This window comes from Bradyrhizobium sp. PSBB068 (genome assembly GCA_016839165.1).
Classification (GTDB): Bacteria; Pseudomonadota; Alphaproteobacteria; order Rhizobiales; family Xanthobacteraceae; genus Bradyrhizobium.
In genome coordinates this window covers 805,935-825,168 of the sequence record CP069300.1, presented here as the reverse complement: position 1 = coordinate 825,168, position 19,234 = coordinate 805,935, and the positions used below count along the sequence as shown (strand labels likewise).

Annotated in this window: 15 protein-coding genes and 1 tRNA gene; 9 read left to right on the top strand and 7 right to left on the bottom strand. The window is 65.2% G+C overall.

Annotated elements, in window-relative coordinates; translation table 11 throughout:
• Nucleotides 1–559 precede the first annotated feature (559 nt).
• Nucleotides 560–634, bottom strand: a tRNA-Val gene (locus tag JQ507_03910).
• 79 nt (nucleotides 635–713) lie between these two features.
• Complete coding sequence (locus JQ507_03905; GenBank protein ID QRI73164.1) at nucleotides 714–1,073, bottom strand: response regulator; 360 nt, start codon at nucleotides 1,071–1,073, stop codon at nucleotides 714–716.
• Nucleotides 1,074–1,378: 305 nt separating this feature from the next.
• On the opposite strand from JQ507_03905, the gene JQ507_03900 reads away from it, so the two are divergent.
• The 3 genes from JQ507_03900 to JQ507_03890 all read left to right on the top strand — a co-directional run bounded on the left by JQ507_03900 (nucleotide 1,379) and on the right by JQ507_03890 (nucleotide 4,658).
• The gene (locus tag JQ507_03900) at nucleotides 1,379–2,266 is read left to right on the top strand and encodes an N-formylglutamate amidohydrolase (protein ID QRI70689.1); all 888 of its coding nucleotides are present in this window, start codon (nucleotides 1,379–1,381) and stop codon (nucleotides 2,264–2,266) included.
• Between the two features lie 573 nt (nucleotides 2,267–2,839).
• A complete protein-coding gene (gene hisN, locus JQ507_03895) occupies nucleotides 2,840–3,619 on the top strand; it encodes a histidinol-phosphatase (protein ID QRI70688.1) in 780 nt (259 codons plus the stop codon).
• Nucleotides 3,620–3,689: 70 nt separating this feature from the next.
• On the top strand, nucleotides 3,690–4,658 hold the full coding sequence (locus tag JQ507_03890) for a tripartite tricarboxylate transporter substrate binding protein (GenBank protein QRI70687.1): 969 nt from the start codon (nucleotides 3,690–3,692) through the stop codon (nucleotides 4,656–4,658).
• A gap of 2 nt (nucleotides 4,659–4,660) precedes the next feature.
• On the opposite strand, the gene JQ507_03885 is transcribed toward JQ507_03890, so the two are convergent.
• Together JQ507_03885 and JQ507_03880 are read right to left on the bottom strand one after the other, a co-directional pair.
• Entirely contained in the window at nucleotides 4,661–5,308 is a 648-nt protein-coding gene (locus JQ507_03885; GenBank protein ID QRI70686.1) for a glutathione S-transferase, read from the bottom strand.
• Between the two features lie 14 nt (nucleotides 5,309–5,322).
• A complete protein-coding gene (locus JQ507_03880) occupies nucleotides 5,323–6,216 on the bottom strand; it encodes a LysR family transcriptional regulator (GenBank protein QRI73163.1) in 894 nt (297 codons plus the stop codon).
• Nucleotides 6,217–6,308: 92 nt separating this feature from the next.
• Here JQ507_03880 and JQ507_03875 point away from each other — a divergent pair, with 92 nt between their 5' ends.
• Nucleotides 6,309–7,061: a sulfite exporter TauE/SafE family protein gene (locus JQ507_03875; GenBank protein QRI70685.1), complete on the top strand. Its 753-nt coding sequence runs from the start codon at nucleotides 6,309–6,311 to the stop codon at nucleotides 7,059–7,061.
• A 69-nt stretch (nucleotides 7,062–7,130) separates the two neighbouring features.
• Here JQ507_03875 and JQ507_03870 read toward each other — a convergent pair whose 3' ends face one another.
• A complete protein-coding gene (locus JQ507_03870; protein ID QRI70684.1) occupies nucleotides 7,131–7,766 on the bottom strand; it encodes a LysE family translocator in 636 nt (211 codons plus the stop codon).
• A 238-nt stretch (nucleotides 7,767–8,004) separates the two neighbouring features.
• Here JQ507_03870 and JQ507_03865 point away from each other — a divergent pair, with 238 nt between their 5' ends.
• The 3 genes from JQ507_03865 (at nucleotide 8,005) to JQ507_03855 (ending at nucleotide 11,390) form a co-directional block, all read left to right on the top strand.
• A complete protein-coding gene (locus JQ507_03865) occupies nucleotides 8,005–9,804 on the top strand; it encodes a tetratricopeptide repeat protein (protein ID QRI70683.1) in 1,800 nt (599 codons plus the stop codon).
• Nucleotides 9,805–9,864: 60 nt separating this feature from the next.
• Entirely contained in the window at nucleotides 9,865–10,524 is a 660-nt protein-coding gene (locus JQ507_03860) for a hypothetical protein (protein ID QRI70682.1), read from the top strand.
• An 89-nt stretch (nucleotides 10,525–10,613) separates the two neighbouring features.
• Nucleotides 10,614–11,390, top strand: a complete 777-nt coding sequence (locus JQ507_03855; GenBank protein QRI70681.1) for a hypothetical protein — start codon at nucleotides 10,614–10,616, stop codon at nucleotides 11,388–11,390.
• 12 nt (nucleotides 11,391–11,402) lie between these two features.
• Here the strand turns inward: JQ507_03855 and JQ507_03850 are convergent, their stop codons facing one another.
• Entirely contained in the window at nucleotides 11,403–12,350 is a 948-nt protein-coding gene (locus JQ507_03850) for an alpha/beta hydrolase (GenBank protein ID QRI70680.1), read from the bottom strand.
• Nucleotides 12,351–12,569: 219 nt separating this feature from the next.
• Here JQ507_03850 and JQ507_03845 point away from each other — a divergent pair, with 219 nt between their 5' ends.
• The gene (locus JQ507_03845; protein QRI70679.1) at nucleotides 12,570–13,043 is read left to right on the top strand and encodes an Hsp20 family protein; all 474 of its coding nucleotides are present in this window, start codon (nucleotides 12,570–12,572) and stop codon (nucleotides 13,041–13,043) included.
• An 83-nt stretch (nucleotides 13,044–13,126) separates the two neighbouring features.
• Here JQ507_03845 and JQ507_03840 read toward each other — a convergent pair whose 3' ends face one another.
• Nucleotides 13,127–13,897, bottom strand: a complete 771-nt coding sequence (locus JQ507_03840; protein ID QRI70678.1) for a hypothetical protein — start codon at nucleotides 13,895–13,897, stop codon at nucleotides 13,127–13,129.
• Between the two features lie 489 nt (nucleotides 13,898–14,386).
• Between JQ507_03840 and gltB the strand changes: the two genes are divergently transcribed.
• Nucleotides 14,387–19,138, top strand: coding sequence for a glutamate synthase large subunit (gltB, locus tag JQ507_03835; GenBank protein ID QRI70677.1), 4,752 nt, complete (start codon nucleotides 14,387–14,389; stop codon nucleotides 19,136–19,138).
• The last annotated feature ends 96 nt before the right edge of the window (nucleotides 19,139–19,234 follow it).

The window sequence follows — 19,234 nt, the reverse complement described above, 5'->3', positions numbered from 1 at the left end:
CACGAGGCGTGCCAAAGCACCGGCAACTGAATCTGATGAGATTTTCCGGCACGCGCGGCGCGGCCGCGTGGGCGGCCTGCTTAGAAACTGCGCAGGCCTGCCCAGATTTGGCTCTGTCCTTCGGTCACCGACATCAGCAGGATCACCGATGCGGATGTCGAGGGGAAAGTCGATGCGCAAGCTCCTGAACATTCTATGCGCCGGCCTCTGGCGCGGACTACACGGCCGGTTCGGCCGGGTGCCGAATTGCGACACCAAGCTGGGCGCTTCCTAAATTTGGCTGGGATTGCGTTATCCCGCTACGCGCAGTGCTCGTCCTCAACCGAGGCATCCAGCCACGCCACGTCGCGAGAACGCGAAGCTGTATCTCATCCGAACCGTCATCGCGACGCGTGGCTTGACGAGCCGAAGCTCGCGGCCAACGGCCCGCCTGCGCCCTTTGGGCTTCGGCGCGGTCGTCCGTCTTCGCTTTCACTTCGCGTTCAAGCTACGCCGGACACGCTTCGCTCTGGCGGTCTCCGGCGTGGCTGCGCCACGCGAAGCCCGTCAGGGCGAAGCGTGGTGGGTGCGACAGGGATCGAACCTGTGACCCCTACCATGTCAAGGTAGTGCTCTCCCGCTGAGCTACGCACCCAAAGCCATGTTTGGATCGGGTCCCTATAACGGACCGCGGCGGGGCAGGCAAGGATGCAAAGTGAAGGTTTTTTGGCGAATCAGGCCGCCAGCAACTTGTTCACTTCGCTGACCAATTCCCTGAGGTGCACGGGCTTGGCCAACACCTTGGCGTTTTTCGGCGCCTCCGAATCGGAATTGAGGGCCACCGCGGCGAAGCCGGTGATGAACATGATCTTGATATCGGGATCGAGTTCCGAGGCACGGCGCGCCAGCTCGATGCCGTCCATCTCGGGCATCACGATGTCGGTCAGCAGCATTTCGAACGGCTCCTCGCGCAGCCGCTGGTAGGCCGACATGCCGTTGTCGTGCGGCGAGACCTTGAATCCCGCATTTTCGAGCGCCTTGACCAGGAAGCGGCGCATATCGGTGTCGTCTTCGGCGAGAAGTATTTTCGGCATGGCAGGAATCGTCGAATCCGGCTGGAGGAGCAGTCCGAACAGTAAGCCCGACAGACGGTAAATTTCGGGTGAAATTTGCGTCAAGCCAGCGGCAAATGCGCACCAGCGATTTGTGGACCGAACCACGCGTCGAATCAACCATCAGCGGCATTTCCCGCTTTTAAGACGCGTTCCAGGGCGCGCCACACTCTTTTCACTTGGCAGAATGATCGCGATTACCGACAATGCCTGCCCATAAATCTCCGCTTTTCCGGCAGAACCAGTTCTTGCGGGGCGAGGCGGACGCAAGGGACGGCGCCAAGGGAATGACCGAATTTGCTGGCGAGTTGTCGCCCCCGTTCGAGATCGTTGAGCCGCAGGCCTGGCGCGCGCCGATCATCTTCAATTCCCCGCATTCGGGCTCGGTCTACCCGGCCGAATTCCTCGAGGCATCGCGCATCGATGTGGCGGCGCTGCGCCGCTCCGAAGACAGTTTCATGGACGAGCTGATCGCCGGCGTGAGCGAGCGCGGCTTTCCGATCGTCCGGGTCAACTTCCCGCGCTCCTATGTCGACGTGAACCGCGAGCCCTATGAGCTCGACCCGCGGATGTTCACCGGGCGGCTGCCGAGCTTCGCCAACACCCGCTCGATGCGGGTCGCCGGCGGCCTCGGCACCATCCCGCGCGTGGTCGGCGACGGACAGGAGATCTACCGCGAGCGGCTCGACGTCGATGACGCGCTGCGGCGGATCGAGGTGCTGTACAAGCCCTACCACCGCGCGCTGCGCCGGCTGATCAACAAGGCGCACCAGGCGTTCGGCGCCGTGATCGTGGTCGATTGCCACTCGATGCCGTCGATCGGCGTGTCGCGCGACGAGCCGCGCCGGCCCGACGTCGTGATCGGCGACCGCTATGGCACGAGCTGCGCGCCGCTGCTGCCCGACCTCGTCGAGGAGATCATGAGCTCGCTCGGCTATTCGATCGGCCGCAACAAGCCCTATGCCGGCGGTTTCATCACCGAGCATTACGGCAACCCGGCGAGCGGCCTGCACACCGTGCAGATCGAGCTCAACCGCGCGGTCTATATGGATGAGCGCCACCGTGAGCGCGGACCGCGCTTCGCCCAGGTGGCCGCCGACTTCGCGACACTCGCCGATGCTCTCGCAAAGATTCCGTTCGGAGATCTCGGCCCATTCCAGGCGGCTGCTGAGTAGCTGCGTCGTCGACTAGCCATGCGGTGATCGACGAAGTCGTGAACGGGGAATTCAGTTGGTGGCGTGACCGGATGCGAAATTGGATTCCGCATTCACGCCGGGAAGTCGTCGAACCAAGAAAAAAGGGCCGCTTGAATGAACAAGCGGCCCAAGTCTAGGGAGGAAACGCCCAAGGAGGGCAGCGATAGCGCGAGGCGCTACCGCACCGCAACAATATGCGACCGCGCTGCACAAAACGCAAGAACTTTCGAAACATTTCCTGCGTATTTGTTAGTAGGCTGTCGCATTTGCCACAGGCCCGCGCCGGAAATTTTTGTTGTTCAGTATCAGAGACTTACGGGATAAACCCCGGTCAGACGGCGCTTTGCGCATAGCTTGTATACCAGAACTCGCGACTTCGTGATCCGGCCAGCAGCCAGAGAGGCTTTCGAATCCGAAGCCAAATCGAAAGTCCGAAACCGGGTCATCAGGCTGGGATAACGCTGCGTTAATCGTGCGCACAGCATTGGATTGAGCTAGGCAAGAACGCATCCGACCTCTACCGCGTCGTTTTGCGCATTTCAGGGACAAGCCGTGACGGTCATCGACTTCACCGCCTTCATCGGCCGCCTCGCGACCGCATCCGGCGAAACCATCCTGCCCTTCTTCCGCACCTCGCTTTCGGTCGACAACAAGAGTTCGAACGATTTCGATCCGGTCACCGAAGCCGACCGCGCCGCCGAAGCGGTGATGCGACGGCTGATCAAGGCGAACTTCCCCCAGCACGGCATCGTCGGCGAGGAGTTCGGCAATGAGCGCGAAGACGCCGACTATGTCTGGGTGCTCGACCCGATCGACGGCACGAAGTCCTTCATCGCCGGTTTTCCGATCTGGGGCACGCTGATCGCGCTGCTGCACAAAGGTACGCCGGTATTCGGCATGATGCACCAGCCCTATATCGGCGAGCGCTTCTCCGGCGACAACGGCTCGGCGAATTATTCCGGGCCGTCGGGCGGACGGCGGCTCTCGGTGCGGCGTTGCGCCTCGCTGAAGGAGGCGACCACCTTCACCACGAGCCCGCTTCTGATGAATCCGGATGACCGCGCCCGCTTCGGCCGGGTCGAAAACGCGGCGCGGCTGTCGCGCTACGGCGGCGACTGCTACTCCTATTGCATGCTGGCGGCCGGCCATCTCGACCTCGTGATCGAGACCGAGCTGAAGCCCTACGACATCGCCGGCCTGATCCCGATCGTCACCGGCGCCGGCGGCGTCGTCACCACCTGGGACGGCAAGCCGGCGCAGGGCGGCGGCCGCATCATCGCAGCCGGCGATCCGCGCGTGCACGAAGCCGCGATGAAGCTGCTCAACGCCTGATTCTCGGGTTGCCGGACGATTGATCTGCGCACATCCTGACTGCAACGAGAAAAGTCAGGGGTGGGCGCACATGACGATTTGCGGCAGGCTGTTGGCAGCCGTTCTCCTGCTTCTCACGCCCATTGCAGCTTCGGCCCAGGAGTTCCCGACCAAGCCGATCCGGCTGATCGTGCCGTTCCCGCCGGGTGGGCCGAACGACATCATCGCGCGGGTGATCGGACAGAAGATATCGGAACTGGTGAAGCAGCCGATCATCGTCGACAATCGCGCCGGCCAGGGCGGCGTGCTCGGCACCGACGCGGTCGCGAAGGCCGCGCCCGACGGCTACACGGTTGCGATCGCCAGCGCCGGCGCGCTCGCGATCAGCCCGAGCATGGAAAAGGTCGCCTACGATACGCTGAAGGATCTCGCCCCGGTGACGCTGGTCGCCACCGTGCCGGAAATGCTGGTCGTCGCCACCGACGTGCCGGCAAAGAACATGAGCGAGCTGGTCGCGCTCGCCAAGGCGCAGCCGGGCAAGCTCAACTTCGCCTCCTCCGGCCCCGGCAGCCTGCCGCATCTGGCCTGCGAATTGTTCAAGCTGACGGCGAAGATCGACATCGTCCACGTGCCCTATCGCGGCGCGGCGCCGGCAGTGAACGATCTCCTGGGTCGGCAGGTGCAGATGACCTTCCTCGACCTGCCGGTGATCCTGCCGCAGATCAAGGCGGGCACGCTGCGGCCGATCGCGCTCGGGGGCCGCGAGCGCGCCCCGACCGCGCCCGACGTGCCGACCACGACGGAGGCCGGCATGCCCGACCTGATCATCGAGAACTGGTACGGCATGGTCGCCCCCGCAGGAACGCCGCCGGCGATTATCACGAGGCTGAACATGATCGCCACCGAGGCGATGGCCGATCCGGCCGTGAAGGCAAAGCTCGCCGAGCAGGGCCTGACATTGGCCGGCGACACGCCGGAGCATTTCCGCGACTTCATCGCTGCCGACATCAGGAAATGGGCGAAGGTGATCGAGGACGCCGGCGTGGTGACGGCGAAGTAACGCTAATAATCGAGCCGGCCGCGCAGCTCCTCGAACGGAAGCATGACGTGCTCACGAAACGGCGGGCGCTGTTGCAGCCTCCGATACCAGCGCTCGACGGCCGGCAACGGCGGGCGTGCGATCTCGAGCTCGAAATAGCGATAGAGCGAGGTCCCTGCGGTGATGTCGGCGAACGACAATGTCTCGCCGAGCAGGAACGGGTTGCTTTCAAGGAGGCGTTCCAGCTTGGCGAAATGCTGCTCGCAGCGGGCGAGCGCCGTCTCAATCGCCGGCCAATTGCGCTGCGCTTCAGGGGTGCGGAAGAATCCCCAGAACACGCCGCCGAGAAAATCCGGCTGCAGCGCGGTCTGCGACCAGTCCATCCAGCCGTCGACCCGCGCCCGGACGACGGGATCGTCGGACCAGAAGCGACCGTTGCCATAGCGCGCGGCGAGGTAGCGCAGGATGGCGTGGGATTCCCAGACGGTTGCCTCGTCATCCCTGATGACGGGCACACGGCCGTGCGGGTTCATCGCCAGGAAGGCCGGTGCATCGAGCCCGCCGAACGCGCCGCCGGCATCGATATGCTGATGCGCCAGCTCGAGCTCGCCGATCAGCCACATCACCTTCTGCACATTGAACGAACTGCGGCGGCCCCAGACGGTGAGCATGGCACTCTCCTTGATCAGCGCTGCGCTTCGGCCTGCAAATATTCCACGAGCTGTTTGGCGGCGCGCGGCAGCGCCTTGAAGCTGCGGGCGCAGATCGTGAGCCGGCGATTGGCCCAGGCGTCGCGAATCCTTATCGTCGTGATCGGCATCGAAGCCGCGCAGCGCCGGGCCGCGGTTTCCGGAATCACCGCGATGCCGACATCGGCTGCAACCATCTGGCAGATCGCGTCGAAGCCGCGCAGACGGGCACGGAAGCGCAGCCGCGCACCGAGCTTTGCCGCATGGCGGGAAATATGGACCTGCAACGCCGACGTCGCCGTGAGGCCGACGAAATCGCGCCCGACCACCTCCTGAAAGTCGATCTGGCGGCGATTGCCGAGATCGCTGCGCCGCGGCGCCACCAGCATCAGGCGGTCCTCGCTGAACAGGAAGCGCTCGACACTGTCGGGCAGCGCGTGCTCGGCTGCGAAGCCGAGATCGGCGGCGCCGCTGGCGATCGCGGTCGCGATATCGGTGCTCTCGCGCTCCTCGACATCGACGCTGATATCGGGATGTTCGTGCAGGAAGGCCGCGAGTGCGCGCGGCAGATGCTCCGACAGACCCGAGGTGTTGGCGAGCAGAAGCACGTTGGCGCGCACCCCGCTGGCATAGGCGGCGAGATCGCTTTGCAGCGACTCGACATTGTGGATCACGATGCGGGCATGGCCGAGCAGGCTCTCGCCCGCCGCCGTCAGCTCGACGCCGCGGCGGCCGCGCTTGAGCAGTGCGACGCCGAGCGCCTCCTCGAGGCCCTTGATCCGCTCGCTGGCAGAGGCCAGCGCAAGGTTTGCGCGCACCGCGCCCTGCGTGATACTTCGCGCATCGGCAACCGCAATGAACAACTGCAAGTCGATCAGGTCGAACCGCATCATTTTTTCCGTTCCGCCCCTTCGGGATGCCCGAAGGCTAACTCCGTAACCTCCAGATTGTGCCGATCGCGTCGATCGGTCAATGTCCCGCCATGGTCGACCATCTGCTGATCTTCATCGCTTTCGCCTTCCTGCTCGCCGGCTTCGTCAAGGGCACGCTCGGCCTCGGTCTGCCGACGGTCGCGATGGGGCTGCTCGCAACCACGATGGCGCCGGGCCAGGCGATTGCGATCGTGATCGTGCCGGCGATCGTCACCAATATCTGGCAGACCTTCGTCGGCCCCTATCTGCGCGACATCCTCAGGCGGCTGTGGCCGCTGATGCTCGGCACCGTCGTCGGAATCTGGATCAATGCCGGACTATTGACCGGGCCCTACGCGGCCTACGGCACCGTGGTGCTTGGTGCCCTGCTGGTGATCTACGCGATCGTCGGCCTGAGCCGGTTCAACTTCAAGGTCGCGCGGCGCCATGAGAAATGGGTCGGCGGCATCGTCGGCCTCATCACCGGGCTGATCTCGGCCGCAACCGGCGTCCAGGTCATCCCCTCGGTGCCGTTCATGCAGGCGATCGGCATGGACAAGGACGAGCTGGTGCAGGCGCTCGGCGTCTTCTTCACCAACGCGACCCTGGCGCTCGCTTTCAACCTCACGGCCTCGGGCCTGCTGACTGCGGCGACCGCGCTGCCGGGTGCGGTGGCGATGATGGCGTCATTCACCGGCATGTTCATCGGCCAGGCGGTCCGCACAAGGATGCAGCCCGACGTGTTCCGCCGCTGGTTCCTGATCTCGATGATCCTGCTCGGCATCTACCTCGCCGGCAGCGCGCTGCTCAAGATCCACGGCTAGATTCTTGTTTGACGCGTTTTCTTCACGCGAACCGGTAAGCCACCTCGCTCGAAAACGCTCTGGCGACCGCTAGCGCGCCTCCAGCATGGCGACGCGGACGCCGAGATAGATGAACAGCGCGCCGAGCGAGCGGTTGATCCAGCCGATCGCGCCCGCCGATTGCCGGATGCCGCCGGCGGCCTTCGCCGCAAAGGCCGCGAGGCCGAGGCACCAGAGCGTGCCGCCGGTGATGAAGATCAGCCCGAGCACCAGGAAGGCGAGCGTCTTATGGGCTGAGTCCGCCGCCACGAATTGCGGCAGGAAGGCCAGGAAGAACAGCGCCACCTTGGGGTTGAGGATGTTGGTCAGGGCGCCCTGCCAGAACACGCGCGAGATCGAGGTCTCGCCGGCCTGCCCCGCGACCTCCGCGATCGGCTTGGTGCGCGACAACAACATCTGCAGGCCGGTCAGCACCAGATAGGCCGCGCCGATCAGCTTGACGGCCAGGAATGCGGTCGACGACGCCATCAGCAGCGCCGACAGCCCGATCGCGGCACCCAGCACGTGGACGAGGCAGCCGCAGCTGATACCGATTGCTGCAGCCGCACCGCCGCGCCACCCGAGCTGAATCGTGCGCCCAATGATATAAGCGGTATCCGGCCCGGGCGTGACGTTGAGCAGCAGCCCGGACAGGACAAACAACCAAAGTTCGTGAATTCCCAGCATGCGGCGAGATTAACCTATGTAAGTAACGAACCGGAAAGGACGGTCAGCCAAGCTGCGCCATCCCAGCGACACACGAATTCGGTAGAGAAACGGACTGTACGATCCGTTGGTCGCATGCCAATTCCTGCTACAATGCATTATAGGTGCCCGTAAACCGAGCTTCCGCCGGACCCGAGCTGTCTTGTAAGTATCGGATTCGGTCACCTCGGCTAAGTGGCCATTCCAGGGCACGGGAGACATGGAAAGACGGCTCGCTGCCATTCTTTGCGCTGATATCGCCGGCTATTCCCGCATGATGGGCGTCGACGAGGCGGGGACGCATGCCTCGTTCAAGGCGCACCGCAGCGCGATCTATCCGATCATCCTCAACCATGGCGGCCGGATCGTCAAAAACACCGGCGACGGCTTCCTGCTGGAATTTCCGAGCATCATCGGAGCGATCGAGGCCGCCGTCGCAATGCAGACCCTGATGGCCGAGCGCAACGAACATTTGCCGGCCGACCGCGCCATGCATTTCCGGATGGGCGTCCACATGGGCGACGTCATGGCCGACGAGGACGAGGTGTTCGGCGACGACGTCAACATCGCCGTGCGTCTCGAGACGGTGGCATCGCCCGGCGGCATCGCGGTGTCGGACAAGGCCCGCACCGAGGCGGGGCGGCGGCTTGCCGTGACGCTGACCGATGCCGGCCCGCATCGCTTCAAGAACATCGCCGAGCCGGTCAATGTCTGGACCTGGGCACCGGCCGGATCCGATACCCAGGAGCACACGCCGGAAGACGGGCCGCGTCTGCCGGGGCAATACCGGACCGCGATCGTCGGCGTGCTGCCGTTCGACAATCTGAGCGGCAGCGCCGACGAATATTTTTCGGACGGCCTGACCGAAGATCTGATCCATGCACTGTCGCTGCAATCCTTCTATCGCGTACTGAGCCGCAACTCGACCTTCGCCTACAAGGGCAAGAACGTCTCGACGCGCCTGATCGCCCGCGAGATCGACGCCACCTATCTGATCCAGGGTTCGGTGCGGCGCGCCGGCAACAAGATCCGCGTCACCGCCGAGCTGATCGCGCCCGAGAAGGGCGAACAGCTGTGGACCGGCCGCTACGACCGCGACATGGGCGACCTGTTCGCGATGCAGGACGAGATCACCGCCAACCTCTCCGCCGCGGTCGCGCAGGAGATCTACCGCGCCGAAGCCTCGGCGCCGGCCCGCTCGCCGAACTCCGAGCTGACCGCGTGGGATCGCTTCCTGAAGGGCCTGTCGCACTACTATCACCAGACCAAGGCCGATAGCGAAACCGCGATCGCGCTGTTCAAGGAGGCGATCGAGCTCGATCCCGCGCTGTCGATCGCGCGCGCCTATCTCGCGCTGATCCAGATCCAGAGCGTCCAGTTCGGCTGGATTCCGAGCACGCGCGAATTGTGGGCCTCGTCGGTCAGCCTGGCCGAGAGCAGCGTCCGGCTCGATCCGCGCTCATCGTTCGCATTTTCGCTGCTGGCCTATCTGCACGCGATGCAGGGCCACTACGAAGCCGCGATGGATGCCATCAAGCGGGCAATCGAGCTCAACCCCTACGACATGGGCGCGCGCGGCGTGCTCGGCATCTGCCACATGGTGATCGGCGATCATCGCCAGGCAGTCGAGCTGTTCTCGACGGCGGTCCAGCGCGGCAACAGCGACCCGCGTTATCAATGGGGCGCCTTGAACGCGTTCAGCCATTACCTGCTCGGGCAATATGACGCATCGCTGTCGTGGTCGCGCGAAACGCTCTACCTCAACCCGAACCATCTGCAGGGCCTTGCGGTGCGCGCCGCCGCGCTCGCCCAGCTCGGCCGTGTCGACGAAGCCGCGCAGGCGGCCGAGGCGCTACTCGCCAACCATCCCAAGCTGACGGTCGAACGTCACTTGCGCAATTTCCACTGGAAGAACCCGGCCGACATCGCGCATTATCGCGACGGCCTCTTGAAAGCCGGCCTCCCCTTCGGCAAACTCGCTCTGGTTGCATCCGCGTCGAAATTCGCCGTCGATTCCTGAGCGAATTCATTCACCGGTAACGGATGCTTTCTAGGCTGAAGCTTTTCAGGATGTGGTTTGATGTCCGATACGGCTGCAAGCGCGGCGCCCGCCCCGCAGGTCTCCCCTGACAATCCCTGCCCGTTCCTGCGCGCGCTGGTCGCCGGCAATTATGTCGGCGGCCACATCGTGCCGCTACCGCAGCTGACCGCAACCATCGACCGCGCCACCGGCAAGACCGGCCTTGCGGCGCTCAGCGCCGGCGCCAAGATCTTCATGGTCGCGCAGATGGCCAACGGCATCAGCCCGTTCAGCCAGATGCGCAGCCTGTTGCAGGGCGCGATCCTCGACCAATTGCGCAACGGCCCGCTCGACAAGCACGGCGCCGGCTCGCGCATCCTCGACCAGCATGCCGTCGTGCATGAAGACGAGATCGCGCGGCTTGCCACCTTCGGCTCGGACTACAAGGCCTCCGACGGCAGCGTCGAACGCGGGCTGTCGGCCGCCGAGATCAAGACCTTCATGGCGGCGAACTTCCAGCGCGCCAAGGACCAGCATCCGCCGTCCTACGCCATCCTGCACTGCTACTATCCGCTGCTGATGCTCGGCGAATGGCCCGTACTGCTCGACATCATGGGCAAGGGCGAAGGCAAGGACCGCTATCTCAGCGTCGCCGAAGTCAGGACCCTGTTCGTCGAGCAGCGCTTTCCCGACCGCATCGTCGCGCTGCTCAACGGCTGAGTTCCCGGGACGCAGTTGCGTCCGGAATAGGGGATGCCGCAATCGCCCTGCTGTCTACAGCGGATCGAACCGCGATCAGATGCAGCGGCTTGTCGGTATTCGGCATAAGAATTCTTAATGAAGGAACGGTCAAACTCTCGCCGGCAAACCTCCGAGGACGGCCGGCAATGCAAAATCAACACTCCGATCTGGTCGAGCGACTGTCGCAGCTCGCGCAAGCGATGGCTGAAGGGCAGAGCAAGGGCATGTTCCGGTGCGAAGACATGATCTCCGCCACGGCTGCTTTCGTCGGCGAGTGCGCGATGCGCAATGCCGACGAACTCGATGTCGACAACCATCCGTACGCGCCCGGACGCGCGATCTTCTCCCAAAGGATCAACATGGTGCTGTCCGGCGATCGCACCGACTGGCGGGAGGTCCCGATCACGAGCACGTTCGGCGCCCTCTACGGCATCCTGACCCATGCGGGCGCGCCGGGCGGCGCCTGGGATCCGCGCATCTTTCCGGACATTGCGGGGATCTATCAAAGCTATGCCGCGGCACGCGGACCGAACGCCCCAGCAGGCCAATGGGGATTCGTCCCGCTCGGCGTCGCACCGGGCCATGCGCCGAAAATGCCGCCCCTGCGTGCTGCGTTCGAGCTGCGCCGGCTCGCCTTTGCCAACCGCACCGCAGCTTTCCCCAGCCGCACGGACCTGTCGACCGTGTCTCAGCTCGCCCTCGTGAAGGTGCTGACCAAAACGCGACGCGCCATCGCGGAAGCCGTAGCGATCAAGCTCGCCTTCGAGACCATCAACGGCATGGCAAAGACCGCGCCGGTGCTGCTCAAGCATATGCAGCCGGGCGGGCAGCGCGCCGCATCGTGACCGCTCCGCTGCTCACTTGAACAGCGGCGTGCCCGGCACGAAGGCATCGAACGCCGCCCAGAACTGCGCGCGGTAGCGATCCTGCTCCTGCAGGATCTCGTGCTTGGCGCCGGCGATCACGAGATGCGAGCCGGCGCGCAGATGGTAGGCGAACTCCTCGATCGCCGCCGTCGACACCACCTCGTCATTGCTCGCCGCCAGCATCAGGATCGGCTGGCGGATTTCGGAGGGATACGACATGCCGCGGAAGGTGCGCATCGCGGTGAACGCGGTGTCGGCCCAGGCGATCGTCGGCGCGGCGATGCCGAGCGTCGGGTCTTCTTCCAGGATCGCCGCGTTGCGGGCGTGGCGCACCGGATCGCTGGTTACGGGATTGCCGATGAAGGGCGCAAGGCCGACCAGTTCGCTGTTGCCGCCCGGGATGTAATTGCTGCCCTGTCCGGTGAGGCGCATGATCCGAAGCAGCGCGCTCGGGAAGAAGGAGACGCGGCCGCGCGGCAGGTCGATCATCGGTGCCGACAGCACCATGCGATCGAACCAGCGCTTGCCGGCATGCGCGATGCGCAGCATCACCGCGCCGCCCATCGAATGCGCCAGCGCGAAATAGGGCGGCGGGCAATCCGGCAGCACCACCTGCTGGACGAAGGCTTCGACGTCGGTCTCGTAGTCGGCGAAGTTGCGCACATAACCCTTGCGTGGGTCGCGCAGCCGCCGCGACGAATGGCCCTGGCCACGCCAGTCGATCATCGCCACCGCGAAGCCGCGGTCCCGCAGATCGCGCACGGTCTCGAAATATTTCTCGATCATCTCGCCGCGCCCGCTGAACACGCAGACCGTGCCCTTGCGGCCGGGGGGCGGCGCCCAACGCGCAAAGCGCAGCTCGGCTCCGTCTGATGTTTTGATAGTGCCGCTGACCACGTCGTCCGGAACCGGGTTGGCGGGAATCGAGACGAGCGTCATGCGGGAGACCGACGTGGTGAGACAGGGTGGAGATCAAGGACGCCGGCGCCAGAAAAGCGACGCGGTTTCCGCCTCTTGAACGCGACGTGACCCCTCCCATATCACCCTAGTGCAGGCCGCTACCAGTGTTTCGGACCCGAAACATCAGGCTGCACACATCTAAGCCCGGCCCGATGGCGGGCGGGTAACTGAAACAGTCGCTCACTGGAGGACTATTCTATGCGTAGCTACGACCTCACTCCGTTCTATCGTTCCACCGTCGGCTTCGACCGCCTCTTCAACCTGCTCGATCAGGTGACTTCGGACGGCAGCCCCGGCTATCCCCCCTACAACATCGAGCGCACCGGCGAGAATGCTTACCGGATCAGCGTCGCGGTCTCCGGCTTTTCGCAGGCCGAGCTTTCGATCGTCGCGAAGGAGAACACGCTGACGATCAAGGGCGAGAAATCCGCCAACGAGAACTCCGGCAACGGCGCGGAAGTGCTCTATCGCGGCATCGCCTCGCGCGCCTTCGAGCGCGTCTTCCAGCTTGCCGACTTCGTGCAGGTGAAGAACGCCTCGCTCGAGAACGGCCTGCTTCACGTCGATCTCGTCCGCGAGATTCCCGAGGCCAAGAAGCCCCGCAGCATTCCGATCGGCGGCGGCGAGAAGGCCCCGCAGGTGGTCGACGGCTCGGCGAAGGTCGCGGCCTAAGCAATGCCCCCCGCGTCAGCAGATATTGGCTGAACGCGAAAACGCCCCGGGAAACCGGGGCGTTTTTTTGCGGCCGGTTGCCGCTATTCCAACCCCTGTACCTTCGGCATCTCCTGCGTCGGCAGGATCGCAGGCGCAGGCGCCGCCGGCGGTGACGCGGCCCGACCGACGGTTGGGACCTCGGCCTGCTGAACGGCCTGCGGCGCCGCCGCCTGGGTCTCGGCGGGCCCTGGCGCTGCCGCGGCCTGCTCGGCTGGCGCAGGTACTGCCGCCTGGGTAGGCACGGCAGTCTGCGGCACGGCGGCCTGGGCCGCTGCGGCAGGAGCCTGCGCCTTGGCCGCAAGCGGGCTCCGCTTCGGTACCGGCACGCGGCTTGCGACATGCGGAATCGGGAGCGGCGGCCGTGGCACCCTCGCCTGGATCGGCCGCGGCATCGGGCCGACCGGGCCGTAGGTCGCGCTCATCTCCTCCTCGTAATTGTCGCCGAGCCGATAGGCCGGGGTAAAGCGGACGATGTGCCCGTCGCGGGCGTCGATCACCAGCCGGCCGTCGTCGCCGCCCTGGTCGATCACCGAGATCGTGTAGACGAAGCCGCGCTGCTGCGGGGCGCCGAGCGGCAGGTAGCCGTTCTCGCGCAGCACGGTGTAGACCTCGACCGGCGGCAACAGGCTCGGGACGCGGCCGAAACGCGGCGGCGGCGGAACCTCGGGCATCGCCGCGTAGGGGCCGTCGATGTCGGATACCCTGACGAAGGACGGGCTGCCGGCCCGAGCCGAGGTCACGAGCTGCGCCTCGGCCGAGGCTGCGCTGAACGCGAGAGCGGCGGCAGCGACCGAACCTGTGAACAACTTCATCGCCGTAACTCCTGTCTGGCCCGACTTCAGGAGCTTTCCGCTCTCTTGCTGGCTTGTCCGCGATGAAATTTCGGTTTGAAATCCGGCAGTCCTTGGTCGCTCCTTGGGCCAGATCACGGCGTGTTTGCTTCGAATCGGGGGCGCGGCGGGGGCCCCCGAGCCGTTCGTTCCGAGCATGCGGGCGAGGACTTCCTCGCGCTTGTGTGATAGACAAAAATTTGGCAAGGTCGATGTTAGGACAGCAAGGCTGTCTCAATTTCGAGGCCATCCCGGCATGGGGATTGCAACGAGAACCTTCGCGAGGAGGTCCTCGGCGCCCCGGGCTCCGAGAATGCTGCAGGCAGGGCCGTTCCGCAGGGAACGTTGAAACGCCCGTCGCCTGAATTTAGGAAAATGCGGCTCGCGGCGGACGAGCGGTGGCCCGGTGGGTGCCGCAACGTCCAAGGTGCGCCAAATAGGGTGAGGCCCCTTACGCAAGGGAGAGGACACATGAGCGGGTCGGAATTCGAGCGCGAAAACATCGTGACAGGTGCGCTGTCGGCGACCGCGGACTCGAAAGCCGCCGAACCCGCCCGCGAGCTCCACCCGCTTGAACTTCATACTTGGCGTCCGGAAGCCGAAGGCCTGTTCGATCCGAGCCTGGAAAAGGACTCCTGCGGCGTCGGCTTCATCGCCAACATCAAGGGCCAGAAGTCGCACCAGATCGTCTCCGACGCGCTGAGCATCTTGTGCAACCTCGAGCATCGCGGCGCCGTCGGCGCCGACCCGCGCGCCGGCGACGGCGCCGGCATCCTGGTGCAGATCCCGCACGCTTTCTTCGCGCGCAAGACCTCCGAGCTCGGCTTCAAGCTGCCGCAGCCCGGCGAATACGCCATCGGCGCGCTGTTCATGCCGCGCGATGCCGCGTGGCGGAACGTGATCAAGAGCATCATCGCCGACGAGATCAAGAACGAAGGCTTCAAGCTGCTCGGCTGGCGCGACGTGCCCAGTGACAATTCCTCGCTCGGCGTCACCGTGAAGCCGACCGAGCCCTATCACATGCAGGTCTTCATCGGCCGCAATGGTGCGGCCAAGACCGAGGACGATTTCGAGCGCCGGCTCTACATCCTGCGCAAGTCGATCTCGCAGGCGATCTATCAGCGCCGCGACCGCGGCATGGCCGGCTACTATCCCTGCTCGTTCTCGTGCCGCACCGTGATCTACAAGGGCATGTTCCTCGCCGACCAGCTCGGCAAGTACTATCCCGACCTGCACGAAGCCGATTTCGACAGCGCGCTGGCGCTGGTGCATCAGCGCTTCTCGACCAACACCTTCCCGACCTGGTCGCTGGCGCATCCCTACCGGATGATCGCCCATAACGGCGAAATCAACACGCTGCGCGGCAACGTCAACTGGATGGCGGCGCGGCAGGCTTCGGTGCATTCGGAGCTCTATGGCAAGGACATCAGCCGGCTGTGGCCGATCTCCTATGAAGGCCAGAGCGACACCGCCTGCTTCGACAACGCGCTCGAATTCCTGGTGCAAGGCGGCTATTCCCTTCCGCATGCTGTCATGATGATGATTCCGGAAGCGTGGGCCGGCAATCCCTTAATGGATGAGCAGCGTCGCGCCTTCTACGAATATCATGCCGCGCTGATGGAGCCGTGGGACGGCCCGGCTGCGATCGCCTTCACCGACGGCCGCAAGATCGGCGCGACGCTCGATCGCAACGGCCTGCGCCCGGCGCGCTACCTCGTCACCAAGGACGACCGCATCGTGATGGCGTCCGAAATGGGCGTCCTGAAGATTCCGGAGGACCAGATCGTCACCAAGTGGCGGCTGCAGCCCGGCAAGATGCTGCTCGTCGACCTCGAGCAGGGGCGCCTGATTCCGGACGACGAGATCAAGGCCGACCTCGCCAAGAGCCACCCCTATAGCGACTGGCTGCATCGCACCCAGATCCAGCTCGAGGAGCTGCCAGACGCGCCGGCCAAGGGCGTGCGCTCGAACCTCCCGCTGCTCGATCGCCAGCAGGCGTTCGGCTACAGCCAGGAAGACATCACCATCCTGATGACGCCGATGGCGTCCACCGGCGAGGAAGCCGCCGGCTCGATGGGCAACGACACGCCGATCTCGGCGCTGTCGGACAAGCCGAAGCAGCTGTTCACCTACTTCAAGCAGAACTTCGCCCAGGTGACCAACCCGCCGATCGATCCGATCCGCGAGGAAATCGTCATGAGCCTCGTCTCGATCATCGGGCCGCGGCCGAACCTGTTCGACCTGCAGGGCGTCGCCTCGACCAAGCGCCTCGAAGTGCGGCAGCCGATCCTGACCGATGCGGACCTGGAGAAGATCCGCTCGATCTCCGACGTCGCCGAGACCCACTTCAAGTCGCGCACGCTCGACACCACTTTCCACGCCGGCTTCGGCGCGGCGGGCATGGAGCAGGTGCTCGACGAGCTCTGCGCGCGCGCCGAGGGCGCGGTGCGCGAGGGCATCAACATCATCATCCTGTCGGACCGCATGACCGGCACCGACCGGATCCCGATCCCGTCGCTGTTGGCCTGCGCCGCCGTGCATCACCACCTGATCCGCACCGGCCTGCGCACCTCGGTCGGCCTGGTGGTCGAATCCGGTGAGCCGCGCGAGGTACATCACTTCGCCTGCCTCGCCGGCTACGGCGCGGAAGCGATCAACCCCTATCTCGCGTTCGAAACCATCCTTGCGATGAAGGACCGGCTGCCCGGCGCGCTCGACGACTACGAGATCGTCAAGCGCTACATCAAGTCGATCGGCAAGGGCCTGCTCAAGGTGATGTCCAAGATGGGCATCTCGACCTACCAGTCCTATTGCGGCGCGCAGATCTTCGACGCGGTCGGCCTCAAGGCGGACTTCGTCGCCAAGTATTTCGCCGGCACCCACACCAGGATCGAGGGCGTCGGCCTCGGCGAGATCGCCGAGGAGACCGTGCGGCGCCACACCGACGCGTTCGGTGACGGCCAGATCTACAAGACCGCGCTCGATGTCGGCGGCGAATATGCCTACCGCACCCGGGGCGAGGACCATGCCTGGACCGCGGAATCGGTCTCGACCCTGCAGCATGCCGTGCGCGGCAACTCGCAGGAGCGCTACCGGGCGTTCGCCAAGATCCTCAACGAGCAGTCCGAGCGCCTGTTGACGCTGCGCGGCCTGTTCCGGATCAAGAGCGCCGAGGACGACAAGCGCAAGCCGGTCAAGCTCGAGGACGTCGAGCCGGCCAAGGACATCGTCAAGCGGTTCTCGACCGGTGCGATGTCGTTCGGCTCGATCTCGCGCGAGGCGCATACGACGCTCGCGATCGCGATGAACCGGATCGGCGGCAAGTCGAACACCGGTGAGGGCGGCGAGGAGTCCGACCGCTTCAAGCCGATGCCGAACGGCGACAGCATGCGCTCGGCGATCAAGCAGGTCGCCTCGGGCCGGTTCGGCGTGACGACGGAATACCTCGTCAACTCCGACATGATGCAGATCAAGATGGCGCAGGGTGCCAAGCCCGGCGAAGGCGGCCAGCTGCCCGGCCACAAGGTCGACGCGACCATCGCGCGCGTCCGGCACTCGACGCCGGGCGTCGGCCTGATCTCGCCGCCGCCGCATCACGACATCTACTCGATCGAAGACCTCGCCCAGCTGATCTACGACCTCAAGAACGTCAATCCGGACGGCCAGGTCTCGGTCAAGCTGGTGTCCGAAGTCGGCGTCGGCACGGTTGCCGCCGGCGTCGCCAAGGCGCGCGCCGACCATGTGACGATCGCGGGCTTCGAGGGCGGCACCGGTGCCTCGCCCCTCACCTCGATCAAGCATGCCGGCTCGCCGTGGGAGATCGGCCTTGCCGAAACCCACCAGACGCTGGTGCGCCAGCGGCTGCGCAGCCGCATCGCGGTGCAGGTCGACGGCGGTTTCCGCACCGGCCGTGACGTCGTGATCGGCGCGCTGCTCGGCGCCGACGAGTTCGGCTTCGCCACCGCGCCGTTGATCGCCGCCGGCTGCATCATGATGCGCAAGTGCCACCTCAACACCTGCCCGGTCGGCGTCGCGACCCAGGATCCGGTGCTGCGCAAGCGCTTCACCGGCCAGCCCGAGCACGTCATCAACTACTTCTTCTTCGTCGCCGAGGAAGTCCGCGAGATCATGGCCCAGCTCGGCTACAAGACGTTCGACGAGATGGTCGGCCAGGTCCAGATGCTGGACCAGACCGCGCTGGTCTCGCACTGGAAGGCCAAGGGCCTCGATTTCTCCAAGCTGTTCGTGCGGCAGAAGGAGGAGAAGGGCCAGACGATCTATCACTCGGAGAGCCAGAACCACCATCTGGAAGCCGTGCTCGACCGCCGGCTGATCGAGCAGGCGCAGGCCGCGCTCGATCGCGGCGCGCCGGTCAGGATCGAGGAAGAGATCAACAACACCGATCGTTCCGCCGGCGCGATGCTGTCGGGCGCGGTGGCCAAGATCTACGGCCATGCCGGCCTGCCGCTCGACACCGTCCATGTCGGCCTGAAGGGCACCGCCGGACAGGCGTTCGGCGCCTGGCTCGCCAAGGGCGTCACCTTCGAGCTCGAGGGTGAAGGCAACGACTATGTCGGCAAGGGCCTCTCGGGCGGCTGCATCATCGTCAAGCCGCCGAAGATCTCCGGCATCGTGCCGGAAGAGTCGATCATCGTCGGCAACACCGTGATGTACGGCGCGATCGCGGGCGAATGCTACTTCCGCGGCATCGCCGGCGAGCGCTTCGCGGTGCGCAACTCCGGCGCGGTCGCGGTCGTCGAAGGAGCCGGCGATCATTGCTGCGAATACATGACCGGCGGCATCGTGGTCGTGCTCGGCAAGACCGGGCGCAACTTCGCGGCCGGCATGTCCGGCGGCATCGCCTATGTGCTGGACGAGGCCGGCGACTTCAACAAGCTCTGCAATCTGTCGATGGTCGAGCTCGAGCCGGTGCTGTCGGAAGAGATGATCAACGCCGACACCTACCACCACTCCGGCGATCTCGAGGCGCATGGCCGGGTCGACGTGTTCCAGAACCTGCTCGACTCCGACGTGGAGCGGCTGCATGTCCTGATCACGCGTCACGCCAAGCTGACCGGCTCGAGGAAGGCGGCGGAGATTCTCGCCAACTGGAAGGCCTGGCTGCCCAAATTCCGCAAGGTGATGCCGGTGGAGTACCGCCGCGCGCTGAAGGAGATGAAGGCCAACGCCGACGCCGAGCCGAAGATCGCGATCGGCGCCTAAGTCACACCACGCGCCATTCCGGGCCGCGCCTGGCGCGAACCCGGAATTGCGCAAAGCCACTTCGAGACTTCGGGTCTGCGCCCCGCGGCGCAGCCC